Source organism: Streptomyces noursei (genome assembly GCF_001646665.1).
GTDB classification, from domain to species: Bacteria; Actinomycetota; Actinomycetes; order Streptomycetales; family Streptomycetaceae; genus Streptomyces; species Streptomyces lavendulocolor.
Map to the genome: position 1 here is coordinate 92,295 of NZ_LWBU01000373.1, position 23,043 is coordinate 115,337.

31 protein-coding genes are annotated in these 23,043 nt (G+C 73.6%); 15 read left to right on the plus strand and 16 right to left on the minus strand.

Going from position 1 to position 23,043, the window contains the following annotated elements:
* Positions 1-61 precede the first annotated feature (61 nt).
* Positions 62-820 carry a GntR family transcriptional regulator gene (locus A4V12_RS28485; protein ID WP_064072469.1) on the minus strand — a complete coding sequence of 253 codons (759 nt, stop codon included), beginning with the start codon at positions 818-820 and terminating at the stop codon, positions 62-64.
* Between the two features lie 233 nt (positions 821-1,053).
* On the opposite strand from A4V12_RS28485, the gene A4V12_RS28490 reads away from it, so the two are divergent.
* From A4V12_RS28490 to A4V12_RS28500, 3 genes are all read left to right on the plus strand, one after another.
* Positions 1,054-2,514 (plus strand): MFS transporter, encoded by a 1,461-nt coding sequence (locus tag A4V12_RS28490; RefSeq protein ID WP_079137408.1) that lies wholly within the window; start codon positions 1,054-1,056, stop codon positions 2,512-2,514.
* Between the two features lie 164 nt (positions 2,515-2,678).
* The gene (locus A4V12_RS28495; protein ID WP_234372363.1) at positions 2,679-3,248 is read left to right on the plus strand and encodes a GNAT family N-acetyltransferase; all 570 of its coding nucleotides are present in this window, start codon (positions 2,679-2,681) and stop codon (positions 3,246-3,248) included.
* A 19-nt stretch (positions 3,249-3,267) separates the two neighbouring features.
* Positions 3,268-4,182 (plus strand): arginase family protein, encoded by a 915-nt coding sequence (locus tag A4V12_RS28500; RefSeq protein WP_064072315.1) that lies wholly within the window; start codon positions 3,268-3,270, stop codon positions 4,180-4,182.
* 33 nt (positions 4,183-4,215) lie between these two features.
* On the opposite strand, the gene A4V12_RS28505 is transcribed toward A4V12_RS28500, so the two are convergent.
* The 13 genes from A4V12_RS28505 to A4V12_RS28565 all read right to left on the minus strand — a co-directional run bounded on the left by A4V12_RS28505 (position 4,216) and on the right by A4V12_RS28565 (position 11,813).
* Positions 4,216-4,389, minus strand: a complete 174-nt coding sequence (locus tag A4V12_RS28505; RefSeq protein ID WP_064072472.1) for a CsbD family protein — start codon at positions 4,387-4,389, stop codon at positions 4,216-4,218.
* A 133-nt stretch (positions 4,390-4,522) separates the two neighbouring features.
* Positions 4,523-4,960: a gas vesicle protein K gene (locus A4V12_RS28510; protein WP_064072316.1), complete on the minus strand. Its 438-nt coding sequence runs from the start codon at positions 4,958-4,960 to the stop codon at positions 4,523-4,525.
* A complete protein-coding gene (locus A4V12_RS28515) occupies positions 4,950-5,204 on the minus strand; it encodes a gas vesicle protein (RefSeq protein ID WP_064072317.1) in 255 nt (84 codons plus the stop codon). The genes A4V12_RS28510 and A4V12_RS28515 overlap by 11 nt, the downstream gene beginning before the upstream one ends.
* On the minus strand, positions 5,201-6,055 hold the full coding sequence (locus A4V12_RS28520; protein ID WP_064072318.1) for a GvpL/GvpF family gas vesicle protein: 855 nt from the start codon (positions 6,053-6,055) through the stop codon (positions 5,201-5,203). Before A4V12_RS28520 ends, A4V12_RS28515 begins: the two co-directional genes overlap by 4 nt.
* Complete coding sequence (locus A4V12_RS35700) at positions 6,052-6,582, minus strand: gas vesicle protein (protein WP_079137409.1); 531 nt, start codon at positions 6,580-6,582, stop codon at positions 6,052-6,054. Before A4V12_RS35700 ends, A4V12_RS28520 begins: the two co-directional genes overlap by 4 nt.
* Before the next feature lie 27 nt (positions 6,583-6,609).
* A complete protein-coding gene (locus tag A4V12_RS28530; RefSeq protein ID WP_064072319.1) occupies positions 6,610-7,809 on the minus strand; it encodes an SRPBCC family protein in 1,200 nt (399 codons plus the stop codon).
* Positions 7,806-8,411 carry a hypothetical protein gene (locus A4V12_RS37735; RefSeq protein ID WP_064072320.1) on the minus strand — a complete coding sequence of 202 codons (606 nt, stop codon included), beginning with the start codon at positions 8,409-8,411 and terminating at the stop codon, positions 7,806-7,808. Before A4V12_RS37735 ends, A4V12_RS28530 begins: the two co-directional genes overlap by 4 nt.
* Positions 8,412-8,433: 22 nt before the next feature.
* Positions 8,434-8,685, minus strand: a complete 252-nt coding sequence (locus tag A4V12_RS28540) for a gas vesicle protein GvpG (RefSeq protein ID WP_064072321.1) — start codon at positions 8,683-8,685, stop codon at positions 8,434-8,436.
* A 14-nt stretch (positions 8,686-8,699) separates the two neighbouring features.
* Positions 8,700-9,413 (minus strand): GvpL/GvpF family gas vesicle protein, encoded by a 714-nt coding sequence (locus tag A4V12_RS28545; protein WP_064072322.1) that lies wholly within the window; start codon positions 9,411-9,413, stop codon positions 8,700-8,702.
* Positions 9,414-9,416: 3 nt separating this feature from the next.
* Entirely contained in the window at positions 9,417-9,872 is a 456-nt protein-coding gene (locus A4V12_RS28550) for a gas vesicle structural protein GvpA (protein ID WP_199831408.1), read from the minus strand.
* Between the two features lie 57 nt (positions 9,873-9,929).
* Entirely contained in the window at positions 9,930-10,259 is a 330-nt protein-coding gene (locus A4V12_RS28555) for a gas vesicle protein (RefSeq protein WP_079137428.1), read from the minus strand.
* 98 nt (positions 10,260-10,357) lie between these two features.
* Positions 10,358-10,705, minus strand: coding sequence for a VOC family protein (locus tag A4V12_RS28560; RefSeq protein ID WP_064072324.1), 348 nt, complete (start codon positions 10,703-10,705; stop codon positions 10,358-10,360).
* 301 nt (positions 10,706-11,006) lie between these two features.
* On the minus strand, positions 11,007-11,813 hold the full coding sequence (locus A4V12_RS28565) for a methyltransferase domain-containing protein (RefSeq protein ID WP_064072325.1): 807 nt from the start codon (positions 11,811-11,813) through the stop codon (positions 11,007-11,009).
* A 332-nt stretch (positions 11,814-12,145) separates the two neighbouring features.
* Here A4V12_RS28565 and A4V12_RS28570 point away from each other — a divergent pair, with 332 nt between their 5' ends.
* On the plus strand, positions 12,146-13,483 hold the full coding sequence (locus A4V12_RS28570; RefSeq protein ID WP_064072474.1) for an NAD(P)/FAD-dependent oxidoreductase: 1,338 nt from the start codon (positions 12,146-12,148) through the stop codon (positions 13,481-13,483).
* Between the two features lies 1 nt (position 13,484).
* A complete protein-coding gene (locus A4V12_RS28575; RefSeq protein WP_064072326.1) occupies positions 13,485-15,359 on the plus strand; it encodes a transketolase in 1,875 nt (624 codons plus the stop codon).
* A 163-nt stretch (positions 15,360-15,522) separates the two neighbouring features.
* Here the strand turns inward: A4V12_RS28575 and A4V12_RS28580 are convergent, their stop codons facing one another.
* Positions 15,523-16,077, minus strand: coding sequence for a GNAT family N-acetyltransferase (locus A4V12_RS28580; RefSeq protein WP_064072327.1), 555 nt, complete (start codon positions 16,075-16,077; stop codon positions 15,523-15,525).
* Positions 16,078-16,161: 84 nt separating this feature from the next.
* Between A4V12_RS28580 and ligD the strand changes: the two genes are divergently transcribed.
* From ligD to A4V12_RS28630, 10 genes are all read left to right on the plus strand, one after another.
* Positions 16,162-17,073: a non-homologous end-joining DNA ligase gene (gene ligD / locus A4V12_RS28585; protein WP_064072328.1), complete on the plus strand. Its 912-nt coding sequence runs from the start codon at positions 16,162-16,164 to the stop codon at positions 17,071-17,073.
* A gap of 66 nt (positions 17,074-17,139) precedes the next feature.
* Positions 17,140-17,493, plus strand: coding sequence for a gas vesicle protein GvpO (locus A4V12_RS28590; RefSeq protein ID WP_079137410.1), 354 nt, complete (start codon positions 17,140-17,142; stop codon positions 17,491-17,493).
* An 18-nt stretch (positions 17,494-17,511) separates the two neighbouring features.
* Complete coding sequence (locus tag A4V12_RS28595) at positions 17,512-17,910, plus strand: gas vesicle structural protein GvpA (protein ID WP_064072330.1); 399 nt, start codon at positions 17,512-17,514, stop codon at positions 17,908-17,910.
* Positions 17,907-18,623, plus strand: coding sequence for a GvpL/GvpF family gas vesicle protein (locus A4V12_RS28600; RefSeq protein ID WP_064072331.1), 717 nt, complete (start codon positions 17,907-17,909; stop codon positions 18,621-18,623). The genes A4V12_RS28595 and A4V12_RS28600 overlap by 4 nt, the downstream gene beginning before the upstream one ends.
* A gap of 13 nt (positions 18,624-18,636) precedes the next feature.
* A complete protein-coding gene (locus tag A4V12_RS28605) occupies positions 18,637-18,873 on the plus strand; it encodes a gas vesicle protein GvpG (protein WP_064072332.1) in 237 nt (78 codons plus the stop codon).
* Positions 18,870-19,190, plus strand: coding sequence for a gas vesicle protein (locus A4V12_RS28610; protein ID WP_064072333.1), 321 nt, complete (start codon positions 18,870-18,872; stop codon positions 19,188-19,190). The genes A4V12_RS28605 and A4V12_RS28610 overlap by 4 nt, the downstream gene beginning before the upstream one ends.
* Positions 19,187-20,047 (plus strand): GvpL/GvpF family gas vesicle protein, encoded by an 861-nt coding sequence (locus A4V12_RS28615; RefSeq protein ID WP_079137411.1) that lies wholly within the window; start codon positions 19,187-19,189, stop codon positions 20,045-20,047. The genes A4V12_RS28610 and A4V12_RS28615 overlap by 4 nt, the downstream gene beginning before the upstream one ends.
* The gene (locus tag A4V12_RS28620) at positions 20,044-20,271 is read left to right on the plus strand and encodes a gas vesicle protein (protein ID WP_199831409.1); all 228 of its coding nucleotides are present in this window, start codon (positions 20,044-20,046) and stop codon (positions 20,269-20,271) included. Before A4V12_RS28615 ends, A4V12_RS28620 begins: the two co-directional genes overlap by 4 nt.
* On the plus strand, positions 20,268-20,543 hold the full coding sequence (locus A4V12_RS28625; protein ID WP_064072334.1) for a gas vesicle protein K: 276 nt from the start codon (positions 20,268-20,270) through the stop codon (positions 20,541-20,543). Before A4V12_RS28620 ends, A4V12_RS28625 begins: the two co-directional genes overlap by 4 nt.
* A gap of 146 nt (positions 20,544-20,689) precedes the next feature.
* Entirely contained in the window at positions 20,690-21,439 is a 750-nt protein-coding gene (locus A4V12_RS28630; protein ID WP_064072335.1) for a hypothetical protein, read from the plus strand.
* A 34-nt stretch (positions 21,440-21,473) separates the two neighbouring features.
* Here A4V12_RS28630 and A4V12_RS28635 read toward each other — a convergent pair whose 3' ends face one another.
* Positions 21,474-22,982, minus strand: coding sequence for a bifunctional phosphatase PAP2/diacylglycerol kinase family protein (locus A4V12_RS28635; protein WP_079137429.1), 1,509 nt, complete (start codon positions 22,980-22,982; stop codon positions 21,474-21,476).
* Between the last annotated feature and the right edge of the window lie 61 nt (positions 22,983-23,043).

The window sequence follows — 23,043 nt, forward strand, 5'->3', positions numbered from 1 at the left end:
CACGGTCACCGCCGGGATCACCGCCGGGCGGGGTTCCGGTGGCCGCCGGAGCCCGCGGCCGTCAGTTGGACTGGAGGACCGGGAGGGCCGCGGCCCCCGTGGGGAGCATGTGCTTGGCGGCCAGGACCGGGACGTCGCCGACCCGGACGACCTGCGTGATCAGTACCGCCGGGGTGTCGGCCGGGCGGCCCAGCTGCTCTCCCCGCCGCTGCCCCACCAGCGTCGCCGTCACGCTGCTGTGCGCGCTCAGCGGCACCCCGCGGGAGGCCCCGGTCAGGACGGCGAGCATCGATGTGCGGGCGGCGTCCGGGGAGCCCGCGACGGCGTCGAGCGCCCGGGCGAAACCGGGGTGGGCGGTCTCCAGGACGTCCTCGGCGGCCGCCCACTCCTGGCTGAGGGCCGCCGCCGTACCGTCCGCGGCCAGCAGCGACTCCCAGAACCGCAGCCGGGCGCGCGCGGCGGCGAGCAGGTGCTGGGCGGTGAAGTCGGTCGGCTCCTCGACCGCCCGCAGCAGGGCCCGTACCCGGACCGGGGCGCCCGCGCCGATCAGTTCCTCCAGCGGCTGGATGTGCTCGAAGCCCCGGCGCGGCGGGCGGTCAGCGACGGTCCGGCCGACCCCGCGGCGCACCGAGAGCAGGCCGTCCTCCTGGAGGAGGAGCAGGGCCTCGCGCAGTGCCGGGCGGCTCACGCCCAGCTCGGCGGCGAGCTTCGGCTCGGAGGGGAGGGTGGAGCCGGGCGGGTAGGTGCCGGCGTGGATCGCGTCCACGATCCGCTCGTACAGCACCACGACCGGTCTCCGCTGCTCCGCGCTGCTGACCACCACTGCCCCTCCTCGGCTCACTTGTCATCAAGCTATGCCGCACGACGGGGACGGGCAATGACCGTACGGTCTCGATTCAGCGGCACTGAACTGCGGAAAGTCGAAAATTTCGCCAGAGGGTATTGACGTTTACGCGCGTAGATTCCAATCTGACTCAGCAGCACTTGTCTGACAAGGCCAGTGGTGTGCCGTTCTACCGATCCCGACATGACATCCAAGGCAAAGGGGCCGACATGTCCATCTCGCTCGGCCGGACACGTTCCGGAGCCGAATCCGACCTCGCGGGCCGCGGGCCCATGCTGCTGGCGATGGTCCTGGCGGTTCTGGGCTACCAGATCAACGCGACCATGCTGAGCCCCGCCCTGCCCGATGTCATCGAGCGCCTCGGTACGACCACGGCCGCCGCCGGCCTGTCGCAGACCCTCTTCTTCCTCATGGCCGCCATCGGCCAGGTCACGCTCGCCCGCCTCAGCGACCAGCGCGGCCGCAAGCCGATGATGCTCGTCTGCGCCGTCGTGCTGATCATCGGCAACCTGCTCTGCGTCTTCGCGCCGACGATCGAGGTCTTCATCGCCGGCCGCATCCTCCAGGGCATCTCCGCCGCGATGTTCACCCTCGCCTTCCTCACCCTGAACCAGCTGCTCACCCCGGCCGGCTTCGGCAAGGCCGCGGGCATCATCACCGCCGTCAACGGCGGCCTCGCCGGCGTCGACGCCATCGCGGGCGGCCAGATCGCCGACACCATCGGCTTCCGCGGCATCTTCGTCTGCTCCACCCTGATCGCGGTCGCCGGCCTGATCGGCGTGCGCCGGTACGTCCCCGACGTCCCGCCCACCACCGACGCCGGCGCCCGCTTCGACTCCCGCGGCATCGCGGCCCTCGCGCTCGGCCTCACCGGCATCCTCGTCGGTCTCGCCCAGGGCGCCGCCTGGGGCTGGACCTCGCCGCTCACGCTCGGCTTCCTCCTCGGCGGCCTCGCCTCGCTCGTCTTCTTCGTCGTCTCGCAGAAGAGCGCCCCCAACCCGGTCATCGACCTGGACGTGCTGGCCTCCCGCCGGGCCTGGCCCCTGCTGCTCACCACCGTCTGCACCCTCGGTGGGGCCTTCGGCGCGATCGCGCTGACCATCCCGCTGTTCTCCCAGGACTCCCGCGTCGGCCTCGGGCTGAGCGCCGTCACCGCCGCGATCCTCTTCCTCACGCCCATCCAGCTGATCGGCGTGATCTCCGCCCCCCTGACCGGGCGGCTCGGCCCGAAGATCGGCTGGCGCACGATCGTGGTCACCGGCGCGGTCGCCAACTTCGTGATCTTCGTCTTCGCCACGCTGTTCCTGCACAGCGAATGGATCCTGGTCACCGCGCTCGCCGCGCTGGGCATCACGTACGGCGGTTTCATGCTCACCGGCCTCAACGGCCTCGCCGTCACCACTGCTCCCAAGGACAAGCCGGGTTCGCTCTCCGGCCTCAACGGGGCCTGCTTCGGCATCGGCGCCTCGCTGGGCATCGCCCTCGCCTCGGCCATGATCACCGCGGGCAGCGACGCCGGGGGCGTCACCGAGGCCGGTTACCAGCACGCCATGTACGCCGCGCTCGCCCTGCTCGGCATCGGCGTCGTCACCGCGCTGCTCATCCAGCGCCCCGACCCGGCCGACACCGCCGACGCCGACGAGCCGCAGCTGGTCGTCGCCCACCACTGAGAGCGGTACGGCCACCTCGCCCGTACGGCCCAGCCCCTCCGCCCCCGCGCGACCGGATCCGCACCTCCTGGTCGCCGGGGGCGGCGGCGCAGGCCCACCCAGGAGGCGGAAGTGAAACGTGCGGCCACAGTGGCGGCAGTGGCCCCGCCCGGTAGCCTGACCGGGTGTCCGTGCACGCCCCCCGCCCCCGCCACCACCTGGCCGAAGGCCCGCGCGTCGCCCTGAGGTACTTCACCCTCGACGACGGCGACGAGTTCGTCGCGCGGGTGCGCGAGAGCAGGGACCTGCACCGGCCGTGGCTCTTCCCGCCGGACACCGCGGCGGCGTACGCCGCCTACGCCCGCGCCCGCATCGAGAGCCCCGACTGCGAGCCGCTGCTGGTGTGCGAGCGCGGGGAGGACGGCGCGATCGCCGGGTTCATCAACATCAACAACATCGTCCGGGGCGGCTTCCTCAGCGGCACCCTCGGGTACGGCGCCTTCCGCCACGCGGCCGGCCGCGGGCTGATGGGCGAGGGGCTGGCCCTCGTCCTGCGCCACGCCTTCGGGCCGCTCGGCCTGCACCGGCTGGAGGCCAACATCCAGCCACGCAACGAGGCCTCGGTGGCACTGGTACGCCGCGCCGGGTTCCGGCTGGAGGGCTTCTCGCCGTCGTTCGTCCTCGTCGACGGCGCCTGGCGCGACCACGAACGCTGGGCGATCACCGCCGACAATCCCATTGCCGACCGGCCCTGAGGGCGCCGAGGATGACCGCATGCGGAACATCGTGGTCATCGACGCCCCCTCCAACCTGGGTCTGCGGCCACCCGCGCCCGGCACCGTCCCCGGCTGCCACAAACTGGCGGGCGCCCTCCGCGAGAACCGGATCGTCCAAAGACTCGGCGCGTACGAAGGCGGGGTCGTCGTACCGCCCCGCTACGACCGCGGCGACTGGCAGGAGGGCGACGGGGTCTTCCACGCCGCCCCCATCGCGGAGTACACCCGCAGGCTGGCCGACCGCGTCGAACATCACGTGCGGGCCGGGGACTTCCCCCTCGTACTCGGCGGCGACTGCTCCATCCAGCTCGGCGCCTCGCTCGCGCTCAAGCGCCTCGGGCGCTACGGGCTCGCCGCCCTCGACGCGTCCGCCGACTTCCGGCACCCCGGCAACTCCGACCGGATCGGCGCGGCCGCGGGCGAGGAACTCGCCATCGCCACCGGACGCGGCCAGGACGACCTCACCGACATCGAGGGCCTGCGGCCCTACCTGCGGGACGAGGACGTCCGGCTGTTCGGCATCCGGGACTACGACGAGGAGGACCGCGCCGAGCTCGCCGGCCTGAAGATCCCGACCGTCACGGTCGGCGAACTCCGCGAGTGGGGCGTCACCGACATCGCGGGAGCCGTGGTGCGGACGCTGGAGACCCCCGTCCTCAACGGCTTCTGGGTGCACCTGGACGCCGACGTGCTCGACCCGTCCGTGATGCCCGCGGTCGACAGTCCCGACCCCGAGGGCCTGCTGCCGCACGAGGCCGGTCCGCTGCTGCGCACGCTGGTGCGGTCCGAGCGGTGTGTGGGGCTGAACGTCACCATCTACGACCCGGACCTGGACCCCGACGGAACGGCGGGCGCCCTGCTCGCCGACCTGGTGGTGGACGCCCTGACCGGAGGGGGCACGGCCGGCGGGTGACGGGGCCACCCACCGGCCGTCGACGGCGTGCGGTCAGTGCTTGAGCGTGTCCTTGCCCTTCTGCACCGTCTGCTTGGCGTCGCTCTTCATCTGCTCGGCCCGGCCCTCCGCCTCCAGGCTCTCGTTGCCGGCCGCCCTTCCGGTGGCCTCCTTGGCCTTGCCCTTGGCGGATCGCGCCACGTTCTTGGCCTTCTTGCCCGCGGCCATGTGTGTCACCTCCTGGGCGGTCGCTCGCAGCGGCGGGGCGCCGATGCGGAACACGCCCCATGACCGTTCCTACCCGCCAGACCGACCGAACAATCGGACAATTCACGCCTAACGGGACATCGTGGGTGTGTGGCTAGGGGGCCTCGCCCGGCGGCAGCAGCGTCCCCAGCGGCCCCAGGTCCAGGTTGAGGTCCTCCATGGTGAGGCCGTACGTCGCGCACAGGCCGGTCATCCGGTCGTGCAGCAGCATCAGCGTCGCCCCCAGACGCTCCTCCTCGTCCTCGGACAGGTCCCCGGCGTCCACCCGGTGCAGCGCCTGCCGCTCCATGAGCTGCCGGAGCAGCTCGACGAGCGTCAGCACCAGCTTCATCAGGTCCCGCTCGACGGTGTCCGGGTCGGCGCTGATCCGCCGTGCCGGGCGCGCGGGGCCGGCGTCACCGCGCCGGGGCAGTTCCGCCGGGGCGGCCGGCAGCAGCCGGAAGGCCCGGGCGGCCGCGTCCGCGACCTCCTCGTAGCGGTCGCCGTAACGGTCCTCGGGGCGGTCCCGGTCCCGGTCCCGGTCAGGCGACATGGCGGTCCCGGGCGGTCTCCGCGCCGACGCCGCCCCAGGGCGAGGGGTTCTCCTCGCTGATGGACACGATCAGCGCGCGCAGCGACACGCGGACGAGGTCGATGTCGGCGATGGACAGCACGACGTCGCCGGTGATCACGACGCCGCCGGTCAGCAGGCGGTCCAGCAGGTCGATCAGGGCCACCTGCCGCTGGGGCAGCGGGTCGGCCCCGTCCTCCGGGGGCGGGACGGCGTCCATGGTCATCCCGGAGCCGCCTCCTCCCGCGCCCCGTCCGCCCGGTTCTCCCCGTCCGCCCCGTCCGCCCGGTCCTCCGCGCCCGGCGCGCCCGCCGCGAAGGAGTACGGCGCCCACGGCCCGGTGATCTCGGCCCGCACCGGGGTGCCCGCACCGGCCGCCTCCCGCACGGCCGACAGGAACGCGTCGGACCTCCCGGACGGCACCAGGTACGCGTCATTGCTGACGTTCTCCGACGTGCCCCGCACCAGTGGTCCCTGCTGCACCCGGTGGCGCACATGCTCCACGGCGTGCGCGGAGGCCGCCTCGTGGACGCGCCGTACGGCATCGGCGGCCGCCCGGTGCGCCTCGTCCCTGGCGGTCCGCTCACGACTGCGGCTGCGCAGGTAGGCCCGCCCGGGGGAGAGCCGCGACGACTCGCCGGACCCGCCCGGGGGGCCGTCCGGCGCCGCGGCGGGCTCCGCGTACAGCTTGACGCCCCACTCGACGTGCCCGGCCAGCCGGGCGAGGCGGGAGCGGAACGCGGCGCCCCCGGCCGTGAGCACGGCCCGCACGCCCTGGTCGTCCCGGTAGATGGTGGCCAGCCGCAGGGGCAGCACGGTGACGCGCGCCGCCACGGCGTCGATCACCCCGTGGTGGGCGCGGGCGACCGCCTCCAGCCAGTCCAGGTCCTCCAGGTGGGCCGCCAGCGGGCGCTCCTCGAAGTCGGCGGCGGGCACGTCGCTCACCACCGCCGCCACGTCCCCGGCGGCCACGACGCGCACGGGCGCCCCGTCCACGCCCCGAAGGCCGCGCACCGCGTCGTCCAGCGCGGGTGACGGTCCGGCGACGCCGTACACGTAACTGACGCTCCCGGTCATCGGTCGTCCTCCGGCGGCCGTCGCCGCGCGGTGCCGTCCTCCGCCGTCCTCCGCCGTGGCGTGCCCGAACGGGTGGGGGCCCGGCGCCGGCGGCCCTCGGTCACCTCACCGGCGACGACGTCCTCGCGGGCGACCTCCCCGCGGGCGGCCCCGCGGGGCACGTCGTCGACGGGCTCCGCACGGTCGAGTGACCGCGTGCCGCGCAGGGCCGCGATCTCCTCGCGCAGCCGCCGGTTCTCCTCGGAGAGACTGGGGCGGCTGTCCGCGCGGGACGACAGCGACGGGTCGTGCTCCCACCAGTCGATGCCCATCTCCTTGGCCTTGTCCACCGAGGCCACCAGCAGCCGCAGCTTGATGGTCAGCAGCTCGATGTCGAGGAGATTGATCTGGATGTCGCCCGCGATGACGATGCCCTTGTCCAGGACGCGTTCGAGGATGTCGGCGAGGTTCGCCGACGACCCCTGTCCGTAGGAGGGCGCGGCCCGGGAGGGGAAGGACCCGAGGTTGTCGGAGTGCGGTTCTGTCACGGCAGGTCGACCTCGTTCCGTCGGTGGTCAGCCACGTGCCCCGGCCCGGCGGCGCGGACGTTCCTCTTCGTCGGGCTCCTCGTCCTCGTCCTCCCAGTCCTCCTCGTCGTCCTGGCGTGCCTCGTCCTCGTCGTCCCAGTCCCCGTCCTCCGGTTCGACGTCGCGGTCGTACGCCTCGTCGTCGTCCTCGGACCGGCCGCGTCCCTCGCGGCCCCGGACCTCCTCCTCGTCCTCGCTTCCCTCCTCGTCGGAGTCCTGGTCGGCGTCCTCGGAATCCTCGTCCTCCTCGGACTCCTCGCCCTCCGGGCGGTCCTCGTCGTCGGCCCTGTCCTCCCCCTCGCCGCCTTCCTGGTCCTCCTGCTCCTCCCGCTGCTTCTGCTCCTCTTCCTCCTTCACGGCGTCGTCGTGCTCCCGCACCACCTCGCCGTCGCGGATCTCACCGCGCCAGCCCTCGGCGGGCTCGCCCTTCATCGTGACGAACTTGCGGAACAGCTTCAGGTCCAGCCGCGCGCGCCTGCCCTGGGCCCGCCAGATGTTGCCGGTCTTCTCGAACAGGCCCTTGGGGAAGTACTCGAGGACCAGCAGCACCTTGGTGAGGTTGTCGTCCAGGGAGTGGAAGGTCACCACACCCTTCGTGGTGCCCTTGGGGCCCTCGGAGGTCCAGGAGATGCGTTCGTCGGCGACCTGCTCGACGATCGACGCCTTCCAGCTGCGGTTGGACTTGGCGACCTTCGTCTGCCAGGAGGTCGTGATCTCGTCGTTCTGCTCGACGTTCACCACGCCCTTGGCGAAGCGCGAGAACTCCTGGTACTGCGTCCACTGGTCATAGGCCTGGCGCACGGGGACGCCCACGTCGATGTCCTCGATGATGACGACGCTCTTGCCCCGGGTCTCGCCCTTGCCGCCCTTGCCGCCCTTGCCGGTGATCTTGCCGACCAGTCCGGAGACCTTGTCCTTCACGCTACTGCCCATGTGCGACATCGCCATGGATGCCGCCGCACGGCCGGGTGACTTGCCCTCTCCCAGCGCTTGACCGCCCTTGGCGAGCGTGCCGAGAGCGCCTCCCAGCGACTTGCCCGGGTCCCCCAGCTGCTGGGTCGCCTCACCGAGGCGATCCCCCAGGCTGCTGACCGCCCGCTCGGCGCGTGCTTCGAGGTATCCGCGCAGCTCGTCCTTGAGCCGGTCGCCCGCGTCGCCCGCGATGTCCTTCATCCTGCCGTCGGTCATGCCCCTGACCTCCTCGCCGTGCCACTGGACTTCTTCTGGCGCGCGGCGCCACCCTCCTTGTCCCCGGACGTACGGCGCGGCCGCTCGGAACCGGCCTTCGCCGACCGCTTCCGCGGCTTCGGGCGCTGTTCCTCCTCGGCGCCCGACTCCCCGCCCTCGTCGTCAGCCCCGTCCTGGCGCTGCTCCCGGTCCTCCTTGCCGCCCCGGTCCTCGCCCTCGGACTCGTCCCGGTCCTCCTGTTCGTCCCGGTCCTCGTCCTCCGGCTCCTCACCGGCCGCCCGGTCCTCGTCCTTCTCGCCCTTGAGGGGAGGCAGGCCCTCGCGCAGCCCCGCGGTCCGCGAGTGCAGGGAGTCGGCCAGCCGGTCCGCCCTGGCGGCGACGGCCGTCGTGGCCGCCTCCTTGCCGGCGGTGACGAGTTCCTTGCGTATCCGCTCGCCGAGCGCGTCGATGGCGGGCGAACCGGTGACCGCCGAGGCGATCTCCTTGGGGTTGATCTTCTTTCTGAGCATCCAGGTCGCAGCGGTGACGGCGAGTTTGCCCTTCTTGGTCCGGCCCAGGACGTAACCGCCCAGCAGTGCCGCACCGATCGTCGCGTTGTTCATCGTGGGGAGTCCTCCTCGGACGTCATGGTTCGCGGCCTTCCTGGAAGCGCTTGATCTCCTCCAGCCGGTCCAGCAGTTCGTCCTCACGCCGGTCGAAGGTCTCCTGATCGATCCGCCCGGACGTCAGTTCCTCCTCCAGCTCCTTCAGCGCCTGCAGGACCGGCCGCGTGTCGTAGTACTCCTGCTCCGCCGCCTCGGTGACTCTCCGTACGACCCATCCGACGCCCCGCACGGGGGCGAGGGGGAGGGTGACCAATTGGGTGAAGAGCCCCATGACCGGCGCACCTCCTAGACGAAGCTGTAGGGCGGCAGCGGTCCGTGCAGCCGGAAGTCGAAGTCCTCGCCGTACTCCCCGACGAGCTCCGCCTCCCGTTCCAGGAAGGCGTTCTGCCGGGTCCGCTCGACGAGGAAGGAGGCGCTGACGAAGTCGTCCCCGACGGCCTCCGACTCCCGCACCTCCCTCGCCAGCGGGCGCAGGGCCTCGACGACCGAGGCGCCGAGCGCCGTGCGGCGGGCCGTGACCTCGGCCGCGACCAGTTCCCCGAGGGAGATCTTCAAGTCCTGACCGCCGTGCCCGCTGCGGATCTCCTCGTTCATGCGCCGGGCGTCGTCCGACTCCCGCAGGACGGCCGCCAGCAGCAGGTCCTCGGGGCAGGACGCCTTCAGGTGGAACTCCGCACAGCCATCGAGGGCGCGGAGGCGGTCGCGGTAGTTCGCGGCGCGTTCCCTGAGCGCGTCGGTCACGGCGTCGTCGTCCGGCGCCAGTGCGCCGAAGCGCAGGGGCAGCACGCCCGCCTGCCCGAGGAGTTCCTGGAGCACCGTTTGGTGGGCGAGGACGTCACGGCGCTTGGCCCGCAGGCCCTCCGGTGCGTCACTGACGACGGCGGCGAGGTCGCCCTCCGTCACCACGCGCAGCTGCTCGGCCGGCTCGCCGACCCCGGTGACCCCGTCCAGCCGGAGGGGATGGTCGGCGGGGGTGATCGCGTAGACGTAGACCGCCATGACTCACTCTTCCCGGCGCCGGGGAGGACGGCGCGGCCGTGACCTCTCCCGCTCCTCTGCCGGTTCCGGTTCCTCCTCGCGCTCGCCGTCGCGTCCCTTCCGGAACGAGTCGGAGAAGGCCTCCACGGCCCCGGTGAGCGCCCCCTTGCTCTTGCCCCGGGCCCCGCCCTCGGTCATCTCCCCGACCAGTTCGGGCAGCTGCGTGGGGGCCTTGCGCCCGCTTTCCAGGTCGAGCCGGTTGCACGCCTCGGCGAAGCGCAGATACGTGTCCACGCTGGCCACGACGATGCGGGCGTCGACCTTCAGGATCTCGATGCCCACCAGGGACACGCGGACGAACACGTCGATGACGAGTCCGCGGTCCAGGATCAGTTCCAGTACGTCGTAGAGCGAGGAGGAGGATCCGCCGCCGCCACCGCGCGCGACCGGGCCTCCGCCTCCTTGCGGCACCACCGTCATGGTGCCTCCTCTCACGGACCGCCTGCTCGCTCGGTCCGGGTCCGGTCGTTCCGGTCCTCAGGTGCGCCGATCGATCTGCCCGCGCGTGTAGCGCCGGACCCGTTCGTACGCCATGAGCTCACCCTCGGCGTCGAGCGTCACCCGGTAGCTGGCCAGCACACTGGTCGTCTCGGGAATCCGCTCGAGCTCCAGCACCTCCACCTCGGCCTCCCACCCGTCATCGGTGGGCCGGAGTGCGGAGATCGACTCCGGTGGCCTGCCCAACAGTTCTTCCAACTGCTGGGCGGCGGAGCGCATCGCCTTCGGTGCCGACATCCGGCGGGGCCGGCGGCTCCCGCCATCGCGGGGCTCACGCCGTGGCCGGTCGCCCTGCTGCTCCGAAGACATCGTCGTCACTCACCCGCTGTCATAACAGACATAGGCGTCATAACGCCTCGAAGTAAGCATATAGGACTTACGGTCGGAGTTCAGGGGCGACGGCGGGCTCAGCGACGCTGGTCGACGTACTCGAAGACCGATCCGTCGGGGTGGACGGCGATGAGATTGCGGCCCACGGGCGTCGGCACGGGGCCGGCCACGACCTTGGCGCCCGCCGCGGTGAGCGTGGTGTGGGCGGCGTCCACGTCCTCGACCGCGATCGTCGCCGCGACCTTGCGCAGGATCTCCAACTCGGACTCGGGGCCGCTCATCAGCAGGAAGCAGCCGATGGCCGCCACGGACACGCCGCCGCGCTCGAAGCGGAGCGCGGGGCTGCCGGTGAGCCGTTCGTAGAAGACCACCGAGGTCTCCAGGTCGTCGACGCAGACGCGCAGCGTGGTGCCGAGGATCTCCATACGGGCGAGGGTAGTTGACGGCGCACGGCCGCGAGATCGATTCGCCCGCGGTGCAACCGCGGGTACGGGCCCGACGGCCGCGGCGGCCCCGCCGGACCGGCCGCCCGGCCCGGCGGGGCCCCGCCGCCGGGACGGCCCCGTCCCCGCCGGCCGGCGGTGCGCCCGCGCCCCGTGACGCCCCGGTTCCGCACCCGGAACGGCCGGCGGATGCCGCCGCGGCGGGCCCGCGCCGATCCGTCACGGGTCCGGGGGGACGGGTCCGCGACGCCCCGTCGTCACGCCCCCGCCGGAACCGGGGACGTCAGGCGCGGCACAGCAGTTCGCCGTGCGGGACCAGGAACCAGCCGTCGTCGTGGCGCCCCCACTCCCGCCAGGCGTCGGCGATCGCGGCCAGCCGGTCTGCCGTCGCGTGGCCGCCCCCGATCGCGAGCCCCGCGTACGCCGAGGCGGTCGTGCGGTCCGCCCACAGCCCGCTCCACCAGGCGCGCTCGTCGGGGGTGGCGAAGCACCAGGCCGCCGCGGTGGCGGTGATGTCGGTGAACCCGGCCCGCCGCGCCCAGGACAGCAGCCGGCGGCCCGCGTCCGGCTCGCCGCCGTTGGCGCGCGCCACGCGCCGGTAGAGCTCCAGCCACTCGTCGAGCACGGGCACCTCGGGGTACCAGCCGAACGCCGCGTAGTCACTGTCGCGCACGGCGACCACCCCGCCGGGGCGGCACACCCGCCGCATCTCGCGCAGCGCGCCCACCGGGTCGCCCACGTGCTGGAGCACCTGGTGGGCGTGGACCACGTCGAACGAGTCGTCCGGGAAGTCCAGCGCGCGGACGTCGGCGACCGCGAAGCGGACGTTGTCCAGGCCCCGTTCGCGGGCGGTGGCCCGGGCCTGTTCCAGTACGCCCGCGGCCGCGTCGACCCCCGTCACCCGGCCGCCCGGGGCGACGAGCGCTGCCAGGTCGGCCGTGATGGTCCCGGGGCCGCAGCCCACGTCCAGCACCTCCATCCCCGGCCGCACCTCCGTGAGCAGGTACGCCGCCGAGTTGGCGGCCGTCCGCCAGCGGTGCGAGCGCAGCACCGATTCGTGGTGCCCGTGCGTGTAGACGGCGTCGGCCATCGCGTACTCCCCTGGTAGCGCCGGGTGGTCGGTGCCGTCAGCCTAGACCGGTCGTGTCACATCCTGATACGTACTTCTCGCATTCTGATACGCGCTCACGGGGCGGCCGACGGCCCCCGGGGAGGCCCCGGACCCGGTGTGCGACCGGTATGCCGCGTTTGGGCGGCAGGCTCCGGGGCACCGGGAAGGTCCGCCCGCTTCACGCGGCTGTGCCGTAACGCAGACATGACGCTGGAGGCCCTGTGACCCCGTCCGTCAGCCCGTCCGGCCCGTTCCCCGGCCCGTCCGGCCGTTCCGGCAACCCCGACGGCTCCCGCGCCCTGCCGCGCGTCGTGATCGTCGGAGCCGGCTTCGCCGGGTACCAGACCGCACGCCACCTCTCCCGGACCCTGCGCGGCCGGGCCGAGATCGTGCTGCTGAACCCGACCGACTACTTCCTGTACCTCCCGCTGCTGCCCCAGGTCACGGCCGGTGTCCTGGAGCCCCGGCGGATCACCGTGTCCCTGCCCGGCACCCTCCGCCACGTACGGCTGGTGCTCGGCCAGGCCGACCACGTCGACCTCGACGGGCGCGCGGTCCACTTCACCGACCCCGAGGGCACCGAGGGCACGCTCACCTACGACCGGCTGGTCCTCGCCGTCGGCAGCGTCAGCAAGCTGCTGCCCATCCCGGGCGTCGCCGAGAACGCCACCGGCTTCCGCGGCCTGCCCGAGGCGCTGTACCTGCGCGACCACATCACCCGCCAGATCGAGCTGGCGTCCGCCGCGGGCAACCCCGCCGAGTGCACCTCCCGCTGCACCTTCGTGGTCGTCGGCGCCGGCTACACCGGTACGGAACTGGCCGCGCACGGCAAGATGTTCACCGACGCCCTGGTCCGCAAGCAGCCCGCCTGGCCCTCCGGCGTCCGGCCCCGCTGGATGCTCCTGGACGTCGCCGACCGCGTCCTGCCCGGCCTCGACGAGTCGCTCTCCCGCACCGCCGACGAGGTGCTGCGCGGCCGGGGCGTCGACGTGCGGGTCAGGACGTCCGTCAAGGAGTCGAGGCCCGACGGCGTGTTGCTGGACGACGGCGAGTTCGTCGAGACCCGGTCGCTGATCTGGTGCGTCGGTGTGCGCCCCGACCCGCTCGTCTCCCAACTGGGCCTGCCCGTCGAGCGCGGCCGCCTCGTCGTGACGCCGCAGCTCGGCGTCCCCGGCCACCCCGACGTCTTCGCGTGCGGCGACGCCGCCGCCGTACCGGACCTCACCCGGCCCGGCGAGTACACGCCCATGACGGCCCAGCACGCGGCCCGGCAGGGCAAGGTGGCCGCACGCAACGTCGCCGCGTCCCTCGGGCACGGCGAGGCCGTCCCGTACCGGCACAACGACCTGGGCTTCGCCGTGGACCTCGGCGGGGTCAAGGCGGCCGCCAACCCGATGGGCGTCAAGCTGTCCGGCCCCGTCGCCGGCGCCGTGACCCGCGGCTACCACCTGGCCGCGATGCCCGGCAACCGGGTGCGCGTCGCCGCCGACTGGCTGCTGGACGCGGCCCTGCCGCGGCAGGCCGTCCAGCTCGGCCTGCTCCGTTCCTGGCAGGTCCCCCTCGACACCGCCTCGCCCGAACTGGCCCGCATCCCGGCCGGACCCGGCGGCGACCACGGCACCCGTGGTGGCACACCCGGCAAGGAGTGACATGCACCACCACGAACTCGCCTCCCTCGGCCAGCAGTTGCGCGTCGACGCGGTACGCGCCGCCGACGCCGCCGGCTCCGGACACCCCACCTCGTCCATGTCGGCGGCCGACATCGGCGCCGTCCTCCTCGCCCACCACCTGAGGTTCGACTTCGACCACCCCGAGCACCCCGGCAACGACCGGCTCGTCCTGTCCAAGGGCCACGCCTCCCCGCTGCTGTACGCCATGTACAAGGCGGCCGGGGCGGTCGACGACGACGAACTCCTCACCTTCCGCGAGCTCGGCAGCCGCCTCGAGGGGCACCCCACGCCCCGGCTGCCCTGGGTGGACGTCGCCACCGGCTCCCTCGGCCAGGGCCTGCCCGTCGGCGTGGGCATCGCGCTCGCCGGCAAGCGCCTCGACGACGTCCCGTACCACGTCTACGTGCTGTCCGGCGACAGCGAGATGGCGGAGGGATCGGTCTGGGAGGCCGTCGAGCACGCCGCGTACAACCACCTCGACAACCTCACCCTCGTCGTCGACGTCAACCGGCTCGGTCAGCGCGGCCCGACCCGCCACGAGCACGACCTGGCCGCCTACGAGCGGCGGCTGCACGCCTTCGGCTGGCACACCGTCGAGGTCGACGGCCATGACGTCGAGGCCCTCGACCGGGCGTTCGCCGAGGCCCGCTCCACGATCCGGCAGCCGACCGCGATCCTCGCCGCCACCCGCAAGGGGCGGGGCGTCGCCGCCGTCGAGGACCTGGAGGGCTTCCACGGCAAGCCGCTCAAGGACGCCGACGCGGCGATCGCCGAACTCGGCGGCCCGCGCCACCTCCGCGTCGACGTGCAGAAGCCCCCGGAGGCGACCGCCGCGCGCAGGACCGTCACCAACGCCGGCGGCGACGAGGGCGAGGCGCCGCAGACCGAGCTGCCGCGCTTCGACGTCGGCGACGCCGTCGCCACCCGCACCGCCTACGGGCACGCCCTGGAAGCGCTCGGCTCCGCACGCGCCGACGTCGTCGCCCTGGACGCCGAGGTCGGCGACTCCACCCGGACCGAGTTCTTCGCCAAGGCCCACCCCGACCGGTACTTCGAGTGCTACATCGCCGAACAGCAGCTCGTCGCCGCCGCCGTCGGCCTGCAGACCCGCGGCTACGTCCCGTACGCGTCGACGTTCGCGGCCTTCCTGAGCCGCGCGTACGACTTCGTCCGCATGGCGGCCGTCAGCCGCGCCGGGATCAACCTGGTCGGCTCCCACGCGGGTGTCGCCATCGGCCAGGACGGGCCCTCCCAGATGGGCCTGGAGGACCTGGCGATGTTCCGCTCGGTGCACGGCAGTACCGTGCTGTACCCCTGCGACGCCAACCAGACCGCCCGGCTGGTGGCGACCATGGCCGACCTCAAGGGCGTCCGCTACCTGCGCACCTCCCGCAGCGACATGCCCGTGCTGTACGGGCCCGACGAGACGTTCCCGGTGGGCGGCAGCAAGGTGCTGCGCAGCCACGGGGACGACGACGAGGCCACCGTCGTCGCCGCCGGGGTCACGCTGCACGAGGCGCTGAAGGCGGCCGACCTGCTGGAGGAGCACGGCATCCCGGTCAGGGTCGTCGACCTGTACTCCGTGAAGCCCGTGGACGTCGACACGCTGAGCGACGCGGCCGCCGCCACCGGCTGCCTCCTCACCGTGGAGGACCACCACCCCGAGGGCGGCCTGGGCGACGCGGTCGCCGAGGCGTTCTCCGACGGGCGCCCGGCACCGCGGATGGCGCGCCTCGCGGTGCGGGACATGCCCGCGTCGGCGACGCCCGAGGAGCAGCTGCGGAAGGCGGGCATCGACGCGGAGGCGATCGTGGCCGCCGTACAACTGCTGGTGGAGCGGGGCATCGCGCCCTGAGCGCCCCGCCCCCGCAGCACCTCTTCCCCGTGTCCCGGCCGGCCCGGCCGGGACACGGGCGTGTCACCGCCCGCCCGTCCGCCTGCGCGGGCGGGCGGGCGGACGGACGGCGGTCAGCGTGCCCGCCCCGGACGGGTCACGACACGCGCGATGCGCACCGAAGTCACTCACCCGTGTGCACGGCGGCCCGTCCCGCCGCCCAGGACTCCCGGGTCAGCACGTACTCCACGTCCCCGTGCTCGGAGCCCTCGATGACCTCCGGCCACTGCCCGAAGAACGTCCGGACGTACGCCATCCCGCACTTATCCAGCACCCGGCGCGACCCCGCGTTGACCGTCATCGTCTGCGCCGTCACCCGCCGCACCCCCGACTCCCGGAAGCCCGCGCCGATCAGCGCCCGCGCGCCCTCGGTCGCGTACCCCCGCCCCCACGCCGACCGGCGCAGCCGGTAGCCCAGCTCCACCACCCCCCGCTCGGCGGTGGGCTCCAGCGCGAACCAGCCCAGCCACGCACCCGTGGCGCGCTCCTCGGCGGCCCAGAACCCCGGCCCCCGCAGCCGCCGCAGCGACCCCGCCCGCACCTCGTCGCGCGACACCGGGCGGCCGCCGTTGATGTACCGCATGACGCACGGGTCGTTGTCGAGCGCCACCACCTCGTCCAGGTCGTCCTCCGTCACCGTGCGCAGCACGAGCCGGGGCGTCCGCAGCAGAACACTCATGCACCGGATCCTGCGCCCGAACGCCGCCGCGCCGCAACGGCATTGCGGCGTGTGCCGGGAAGGGCGCCCGGGTACGCGCACACGATGAGTACGAGCAGCACCAGGGCCGTACGAGCCGGCCGCCGGACCGTCGACATCCACCGCCCCGACAAGGTCCTGTTCCCCGAGGACGGGATCACCAAGGCGGACCTCGCCGCCTACTACCGCTCCGTCGCGCCCCACATGCTGCCGCACCTGCGCGGCAGGCCACTGATGCTCGAACGGCTCCCCGACGGCATCGGCGGACCCCGCTTCATGCAGAAGGACACGCCCGCCGGCTACCCCGACTGGGTCCACCGCGTCGAGGTCGCCAAGGAGGGCGGCACCGTCACCCACACCGTGTGCGACGACACCGCGACCCTGGTCCACCTCGCCGACCAGGCCTGTGTCACCCTGCACCGCTGGCAGTCGAGGACCGGTCACCTGGAGACGCCCGACCGCATGGTGTTCGACCTCGACCCCGCCGGGGACGACTTCGACGCCGTCCGCCGGGCGGCCCACCGGCTCGGCGAACTCCTCGACGCGCTGAGGCTGCCCTCCACGCTCATGACCACCGGCTCCCGGGGCCTGCACGTCATCGTCCCCCTCGACGGGCAGAGCGACTTCGACGAGGTCCGCGCCTTCGCGCACGACGTCGCCGCCACGCTCGCCGCCGCCCACCCGCGCGAACTCACCACCGCGGCACGCAAACAGGACCGCGGCGACCGTCTGTACCTCGACGTCCAGCGCAACGGCTACGCGCAGACCGCCGTCGCCCCCTACTCCGTACGCGCCAGGCCGGGCGCACCGGTCGCCACCCCGCTGCGCTGGGACCAACTGGACGACCCCGCCACCCACGCCCGTCGCTGGACCGTCGCCACCGCGCTCGAACAGGCCCGCAGCGGCCCCTGGGACGGCTCCACCGCCCGTCCGCGGGCGCTCGGTCCCGCCCGGCGGCGCCTCGACGCGCTGCGCTGACCCGCACCGAGCGCAGGCCAGGGGTTTGCGGATCCGAGTCACGGCAACCAGGAGAGCGAGGCATTCATGGCGAACACATCAGAGAACACATCAGACAACGCAGAGAAGAACTCCAGCGCCCGGGCGAAGAGCGCCCGGACACGACAACAGCCCAAGGAACAGTCGCCGGGCCCCATGCAGGTGTTGCGAGGGGCATGTGCCCAGCTCGCCGAACTCACCGGTATGGAGACCGAGTCGGTGTCGTCCTTCGAACGCACCGAGGACGGCTGGACGCTCAACGTCGAAGTGCTCGAACTGGCGCGTGTCCCCGACACGATGAGCCTGCTCGCCTCGTACGAGGTCGAACTCGACGCGAACGGCGAGCTGAGCGGCTACCGGCGGGTCCGCCGCTACGAGCGCGGCAGGTCCGACCGTTCCTAGGGAGGGAGGCACCCCACCATGACCGTAGTTCCGGCACAGCAGAGCGGCGGCGGCAGCAGCGGCCTCTACGACGTCCTCGAACTCGTCCTGGACCGCGGACTCGTCATCGACGCGTTCGTCCGCGTGTCCCTGGTCGGCATCGAGATCCTGAAGATCGACGTCCGTGTCGTCGTCGCGAGCGTCGACACCTACCTCCGGTTCGCCGAGGCCTGCAACCGCCTCGACCTGGAGGCCGGGCCCCGGAAGAACCCCGGACTGCCCGACCTGGTCGGCGAGATGACCGAGTCCGGCGCACGCGGCAAGTCCAAGGGGGCGCTCTCCGGCGCCGCCGAGACCATCTCGGACGCCCTGAAGGGCTCGTCCAGCGGCTCGTCCGGCAGCCGCACGTCGACCCGTAAGAAGGAGGAGACGGAGTGAGCACGTACGTCTACGGGATCGCGCGGAGCTCGCACCCCGGCCTCCCCGAGAAGATGGGCGGCATCGGCGACCCGCCGCAGGCCGTCCGCGTCCTCAAGCACGGCGCCCTCGCCGCGCTGGTCAGCGACGCGCCCGAGGACCTCAGGCCCAAGCGGCGCGACCTGATGGCCCATCAGAACGTGCTCGCCGAGGCGGGCGCGGCCGGCGCGGTCCTGCCCATGCGGTTCGGCGGCGTCTCGCCCGACGACGACGCCGTCCTCGCCGTCCTCGGCGACCGCGAGGAGCACTACCTGGAGCGGCTGCGCGCCCTCGACGACAAGGTCGAGTACAACGTGAAGGCCAGCCACGACGAGGAAGCCGTCCTGCACCGGGTGCTCGCCGACAACCCCGAACTGCGCAAGCTCAGCGAGGCCAACCGCGCCGCGGGTGGCGGCACCTACGAGCAGAAGCTGGCTCTCGGCGAACGCGTCGCGGCCGCCGTCCAGCAGCGCGAGGCGAGCGACGCGGTCCTCCTCCAGCAGGCGCTGGAGGCCGAGGCCACCGACGTCCGCCCCGGCCCGGAGAGCGGCGGCTGGCTGGCCAACATCTCCTTCCTGGTGCAGCGCGACAGCGCCGACGGCTTCGTCGCCGCGATCGACAAGCTCCAGCAGGACCACCACCACCTCGTGCTGCAGGTGAACGGCCCGCTGCCGCCGTACAGCTTCGTCGAATAGGGAGGGACCGAGCATGGGCCTGCTGGGAGAACTGCTGCTCCTGCCGGCGGCGCCCCTGCGCGGCACCGCCTGGGTGCTGCGCCAGGTGGTGGCGGAGGCCGAGCGGCAGTACTACGACCCCGCCGCCGTACAACGCGAACTCTCCCGCCTCAACGAGCTGCTCGAGGCGGGGGAGATCGACGAAGAGGAATTCGACCGCCGGGAGGACGAGCTCCTCGACCGCCTGGAGAAGGGCCCGAGACAGACATGAGCACCCCCCGCCCCAGCGGCCTCCCCAGCCCGTACGCCTCCGAAGGCAGCAGCGCGAACCTCGCCGACATCCTGGAACGCGTCCTCGACAAGGGCGTCGTCATCGCCGGCGACATCAAGATCAACCTGCTGGACATCGAGCTGCTGACCATCAAGCTGCGGCTCGTCGTCGCGTCCGTCGACCGCGCCAAGGAGATGGGCATCGACTGGTGGGAGAGCGACCCGGCGCTCTCCTCCCGCGCCCGGAGCAGCGAACTCGCGCGCGAGAACGAGGAACTGCAGCGCCGCATCGCCCAACTGGAGGAGCGCACCGCATGAGCACCACCGACCGGCTGCGTTACGTGTACGCCGTCACGCGACCGTTCGACGGCGTCCTGCCCGAAGGAGCCCGCGGCATCGGCGGCGAGCCGCCCCGGCTGCTGCGCCACGGCGACCTGGTCGCCGTCACCGGCGCCGTGGCGCCCGAGGACTTCGACGAGGCACCGCTGCGCGCCCGGCTGGAGGACCTCGACTGGCTGGCCGACACCGCGCGGGCGCACGACGCCGTGATCGCCGCCCTCTCCACCGTGACCTGCCCCCTCCCGCTGCGGCTCGCCACCGTCTGCCGCGACGACAGCGGGGTGCGGCGCCTCGTGGAGGACGGCCACGACCGTTTCGTACGGGCCCTGGAACGGCTCGACGGCCGCGTCGAGTGGGGCGTCAAGGTGTACGCGGAGCCCGCGGCCGAGGAGGAGGCCGAACCGGCGGCGGCCGGGAGCGGCAGCAGCGGCCGGGACTACCTGCGGCGCCGCCTGCACGCCCGCCGCAGCCGCGAGGGCGACTGGGAGCGCGCCGACGCCCTGTGCCGCCGGCTGCACGGCGAACTGTCGCGGCACGCCGAGGCCGGCACCGTCCACCGCCCCCAGGACGCCCGCCTCTCCGGCGTCCCGGGCGTCAACGTCCTCAACGCCGCCTACCTGGTGGACCGGGAGCGCAGCGAGGAGTTCGTCGAGCTGGTCGAGGCGGCGTCCGAACCGGGCGTACGCGTGGAACTCACCGGGCCCTGGGCCCCGTACTCCTTCGCCGGCATCGCCGACGAAGAAGCGCACGAGGCGCACGAGGCGCACGAGGCGCACGAGGCGCACGAGGCGCACGCGACGACCGCGGCGCCCGCCGCCCAGGAGGCCGGCCGGTGACCGCCCCCGTGCGGGCCGCCTCGCCGGAGCCCCTGGCCGAGCGCCGCATCGCCCTCGTCGACCTGCTGGACCGGCTCCTCGCGGGCGGCGTGGTCCTCACCGGCGACCTCACCCTCCGGATCGCCGACGTCGACCTCGTCCGCGTCGACCTCAAGGCCCTCATCAGCTCGGTGAGCGAGGACGTCCCCTCGCCGTGGGGACCGGCCGGGGAGGTGCGCCCGTGACCGCGCAGCGCCGCAAGGTGGAACTCGACCCCGACACCGTCGAACGCGACCTCGCCCGGCTCGTCCTCACCGTCGTGGAACTGCTGCGGCAGCTGATGGAGCGGCAGGCCCTGCGGCGGGTCGAGGGCGGCGACCTCACCGAGGAGCAGGAGGAGCGCATCGGCATGACGCTGATGCTGCTGGAGGACCGCATGGACCTCCTGCGCACCCGGTTCGGCCTCGAGCCGGAGGACCTCAACCTCGACCTCGGGCCGCTCGGGCCCCTCCTCTGAGACCGCGCCGCCCACCCGTACGACCGGGCGAACTTCGTGCGCGTCGCCCCCTCGCCGACGGGCCCGCGCGGCCGGATCAGCAGATCATCACCCTCGTGGTCGCAGTCCGCGCCGCACGGCCCCGGCGATGAGGGAAAGGCTCCGACATGCCCGTCGTCAACAGAGCAGGACGCCATGTGCTCACCGGCGCGCTGTGCGCCGGACTGCTGCTCACGGCGTGTTCCGCCCCCCGCACGGCCACCGGCCCCGCGAAGGAGCCGTCCTCTGCGTCCCCCGTCCAGGGAGCGCCCCGGCCGGCCCCGCCCGCCCAGATCCCCGGCCTCGGCCCCGCCACCCGTTCGAGCATCCCGGCCAGCAGCACCCAGGCCCTCGTCGTCAAGGGCGACGGACCGCACTCCCACCAGTCGACGGCCGTGCTCTTCGAGCGCGACCCGGCGGCCGGATGGAAGGCCGTCAGCCAGCCGTGGCCCGCGCACAACGCGCTGCGCGGCTGGACGGCCCACCACCGCGCCGGCGACCTGCGCTCACCCATCGGGGTGTTCCCCCTGGGCGACGCCGGGGGGCGGCTGCCCGACCCGGGAACCCGGCTGCCCTACGACCAGAGCGAGGAGTTCAACATGTCCGGGACGGGGTTCCTCGGCGAACCGCTGGAGGGCTCCTTCGACCACGTGGTGGCCATCGACTACAACCGCCTGCCGGGCACGTCCCCGCTGAACAAGGTCCGCCCGCTCGGCGCGGCCAAGGGGGGCGGCGTGTGGATCCACGTCGACCACGGCGGCCCCACCCGGGCCTGCGTCTCGCTCCAGCGGGACGACATGCGGCAACTGCTGCTCGCCCTCGACCCGGCGAAGCACCCGGTCATCGTGATGGGCGACGCCGGGACGCTCGGCAGGTGACACCGCCGGCCGGCCGGACACCGCCGGCCGGCGGTCAGGGAGCGGCGGCCGGGCGGTAGACCGTCAGCGCCTCGTCCCGCTTGTCGATGAACAGCTCCGGCGGCGCGTCCGTCACCTCGCCGTCGTACGCCAGCGGCGTCCCCGGCGCCAGACCCGACACCCGCACCCGCCGCAGCTTCCCGGCGGCGTGCACCGGCGACCGGCTGAGCGGCCCGGCGAACGCGGCGGCCAGCAGGCGCAGCCCCGGCAGCCGGCCGGCGTGCACCACCCGCACGTCCAGCATGCCGTCCGCCAGGTCGTGCCGTCGCCCCGGTGTGGGCCCCATGCGCCGGTAGACGCAGTTCCCGGCGAACAGCAGCCACAGCGGCCGCCGCCGCCCGTGCACCACCGCCTCCAGCGGGTGCTCACCGCGCAGCACCCGCAGCGAGGCGAGCACACCGGCGGGCCAGCCGCCGATCCGCGGCGACCAGTGCTCCCGCAGCCGGACCAGCTCGGGGTAGACGCCCAGGCTGAAGGTGTTCACGAAGTACCCGTGCGCCGCGCCGTCCGGCCCGGGCGTGAACCGGCCCAGGTCGACGCGGACCGCGTCACCCGCGGCCAGCGCGCGGGCGGTGTCCTGCACCGACTCGATGCCCAGGTCGTACGCGAAGTGGTTGAGCGTGCCGCCCGGGAACACGGCGAGGGGCAGGCCGTACCGCGCGGCCACCGCCGCGGCCCGGTTGACCGTGCCGTCACCGCCCAGGACGCCCAGTGCCCGGCACCGCCCGGAGGCGGCCGCCTCCTCCAGCGCCCGCGGTATCCCGTCCGGGTCGCACTCCAGCACCTCCGCGTCCGGCAGCGCGTCCCGCACCAGCGCGGTGGTGTCCCCGGTGCCGGAGGCCCGGTTGGCGACCACCACCAGCTCGGCACCGCCGGGCAGCGCGGGCGCGTCGGTGTGCGGACGGCCCGGGGCGGGCAACTGCGACCGGGTGGGCACGACACCCCGTACGGCGAAGGCGGCGCCGACGCCGAGCGCGGCGCCCGCCAGCACGTCACCCGGATAGTGCACGCCCGTGTACACGCGGGACAGCGCCACGGCCGCGGCGACCGGGGCCACGGCCGCGCCCCAGCCCCGGGACTCCATCAGGACGCCCGTGGCGAAGGCGGCGGCCGAGGCCGAGTGGCCCGACGGGAACGACGTGGTGAACGGCTGCTTCTTCAGCTGCCGCACCACCGGCACGGCGTCGAGCACCGGCCGGGCGCGCCGCACGGACCGCTTGCCGACCGTGTTGATGACCGCCGACGCCACGGCCAGGGACGCCACGCCCCGGATCGCGGCGCGGCGCGAGCGGTTGTCCCGCCCGAGGACGGCCATGCCGGCCGCCGTGCCGAACCACAGCAGCCCGTGGTTCGCCCCCCGGCTGAGCCGGGGCAGGACCCGGTCGCCGCCCGGCCAGTGCCGGGTGGCGACGCGGTGGAAGACCTCGCGGTCCCAGGCGCTGAGCCGGGCGGTCACCCGGTCGCGTACGGTCTCGGCCGGCTGCGCGCCGGAGGAAGAGAACATGCCCGGCGCGTACCCCTCCGGCCACCCGCCCACGCCTCGCACCGGCGTCCCGGCCCCCGCC

Excerpts from the sequence above, each read along its gene's own strand:
- A4V12_RS28490 (WP_079137408.1), top strand. The coding sequence starts at position 1,054 with ATGTCCATCTCGCTCGGCCGGACACGTTCCGGAGCCGAATCCGACCTC.
- A4V12_RS28500 (WP_064072315.1), top strand. The coding sequence starts at position 3,268 with ATGCGGAACATCGTGGTCATCGACGCCCCCTCCAACCTGGGTCTGCGG.
- A4V12_RS28505 (WP_064072472.1), bottom strand. The coding sequence starts at position 4,389 with ATGGCCGCGGGCAAGAAGGCCAAGAACGTGGCGCGATCCGCCAAGGGC.
- A4V12_RS28510 (WP_064072316.1), bottom strand. The coding sequence starts at position 4,960 with ATGTCGCCTGACCGGGACCGGGACCGGGACCGCCCCGAGGACCGTTAC.
- A4V12_RS28515 (WP_064072317.1), bottom strand. The coding sequence starts at position 5,204 with ATGACCATGGACGCCGTCCCGCCCCCGGAGGACGGGGCCGACCCGCTG.
- A4V12_RS28520 (WP_064072318.1), bottom strand. The coding sequence starts at position 6,055 with ATGACCGGGAGCGTCAGTTACGTGTACGGCGTCGCCGGACCGTCACCC.
- A4V12_RS28530 (WP_064072319.1), bottom strand. The coding sequence starts at position 7,809 with ATGACCGACGGCAGGATGAAGGACATCGCGGGCGACGCGGGCGACCGG.
- A4V12_RS37735 (WP_064072320.1), bottom strand. The coding sequence starts at position 8,411 with ATGAACAACGCGACGATCGGTGCGGCACTGCTGGGCGGTTACGTCCTG.
- A4V12_RS28540 (WP_064072321.1), bottom strand. The coding sequence starts at position 8,685 with ATGGGGCTCTTCACCCAATTGGTCACCCTCCCCCTCGCCCCCGTGCGG.
- A4V12_RS28545 (WP_064072322.1), bottom strand. The coding sequence starts at position 9,413 with ATGGCGGTCTACGTCTACGCGATCACCCCCGCCGACCATCCCCTCCGG.
- A4V12_RS28550 (WP_199831408.1), bottom strand. The coding sequence starts at position 9,872 with ATGACGGTGGTGCCGCAAGGAGGCGGAGGCCCGGTCGCGCGCGGTGGC.
- A4V12_RS28555 (WP_079137428.1), bottom strand. The coding sequence starts at position 10,259 with ATGTCTTCGGAGCAGCAGGGCGACCGGCCACGGCGTGAGCCCCGCGAT.
- A4V12_RS28560 (WP_064072324.1), bottom strand. The coding sequence starts at position 10,705 with ATGGAGATCCTCGGCACCACGCTGCGCGTCTGCGTCGACGACCTGGAG.
- A4V12_RS28565 (WP_064072325.1), bottom strand. The coding sequence starts at position 11,813 with ATGGCCGACGCCGTCTACACGCACGGGCACCACGAATCGGTGCTGCGC.
- A4V12_RS28575 (WP_064072326.1), top strand. The coding sequence starts at position 13,485 with ATGCACCACCACGAACTCGCCTCCCTCGGCCAGCAGTTGCGCGTCGAC.
- A4V12_RS28580 (WP_064072327.1), bottom strand. The coding sequence starts at position 16,077 with ATGAGTGTTCTGCTGCGGACGCCCCGGCTCGTGCTGCGCACGGTGACG.
- ligD (WP_064072328.1), top strand. The coding sequence starts at position 16,162 with ATGAGTACGAGCAGCACCAGGGCCGTACGAGCCGGCCGCCGGACCGTC.
- A4V12_RS28590 (WP_079137410.1), top strand. The coding sequence starts at position 17,140 with ATGGCGAACACATCAGAGAACACATCAGACAACGCAGAGAAGAACTCC.
- A4V12_RS28595 (WP_064072330.1), top strand. The coding sequence starts at position 17,512 with ATGACCGTAGTTCCGGCACAGCAGAGCGGCGGCGGCAGCAGCGGCCTC.
- A4V12_RS28605 (WP_064072332.1), top strand. The coding sequence starts at position 18,637 with ATGGGCCTGCTGGGAGAACTGCTGCTCCTGCCGGCGGCGCCCCTGCGC.
- A4V12_RS28610 (WP_064072333.1), top strand. The coding sequence starts at position 18,870 with ATGAGCACCCCCCGCCCCAGCGGCCTCCCCAGCCCGTACGCCTCCGAA.
- A4V12_RS28615 (WP_079137411.1), top strand. The coding sequence starts at position 19,187 with ATGAGCACCACCGACCGGCTGCGTTACGTGTACGCCGTCACGCGACCG.
- A4V12_RS28630 (WP_064072335.1), top strand. The coding sequence starts at position 20,690 with ATGCCCGTCGTCAACAGAGCAGGACGCCATGTGCTCACCGGCGCGCTG.
- A4V12_RS28635 (WP_079137429.1), bottom strand. The coding sequence starts at position 22,982 with ATGTTCTCTTCCTCCGGCGCGCAGCCGGCCGAGACCGTACGCGACCGG.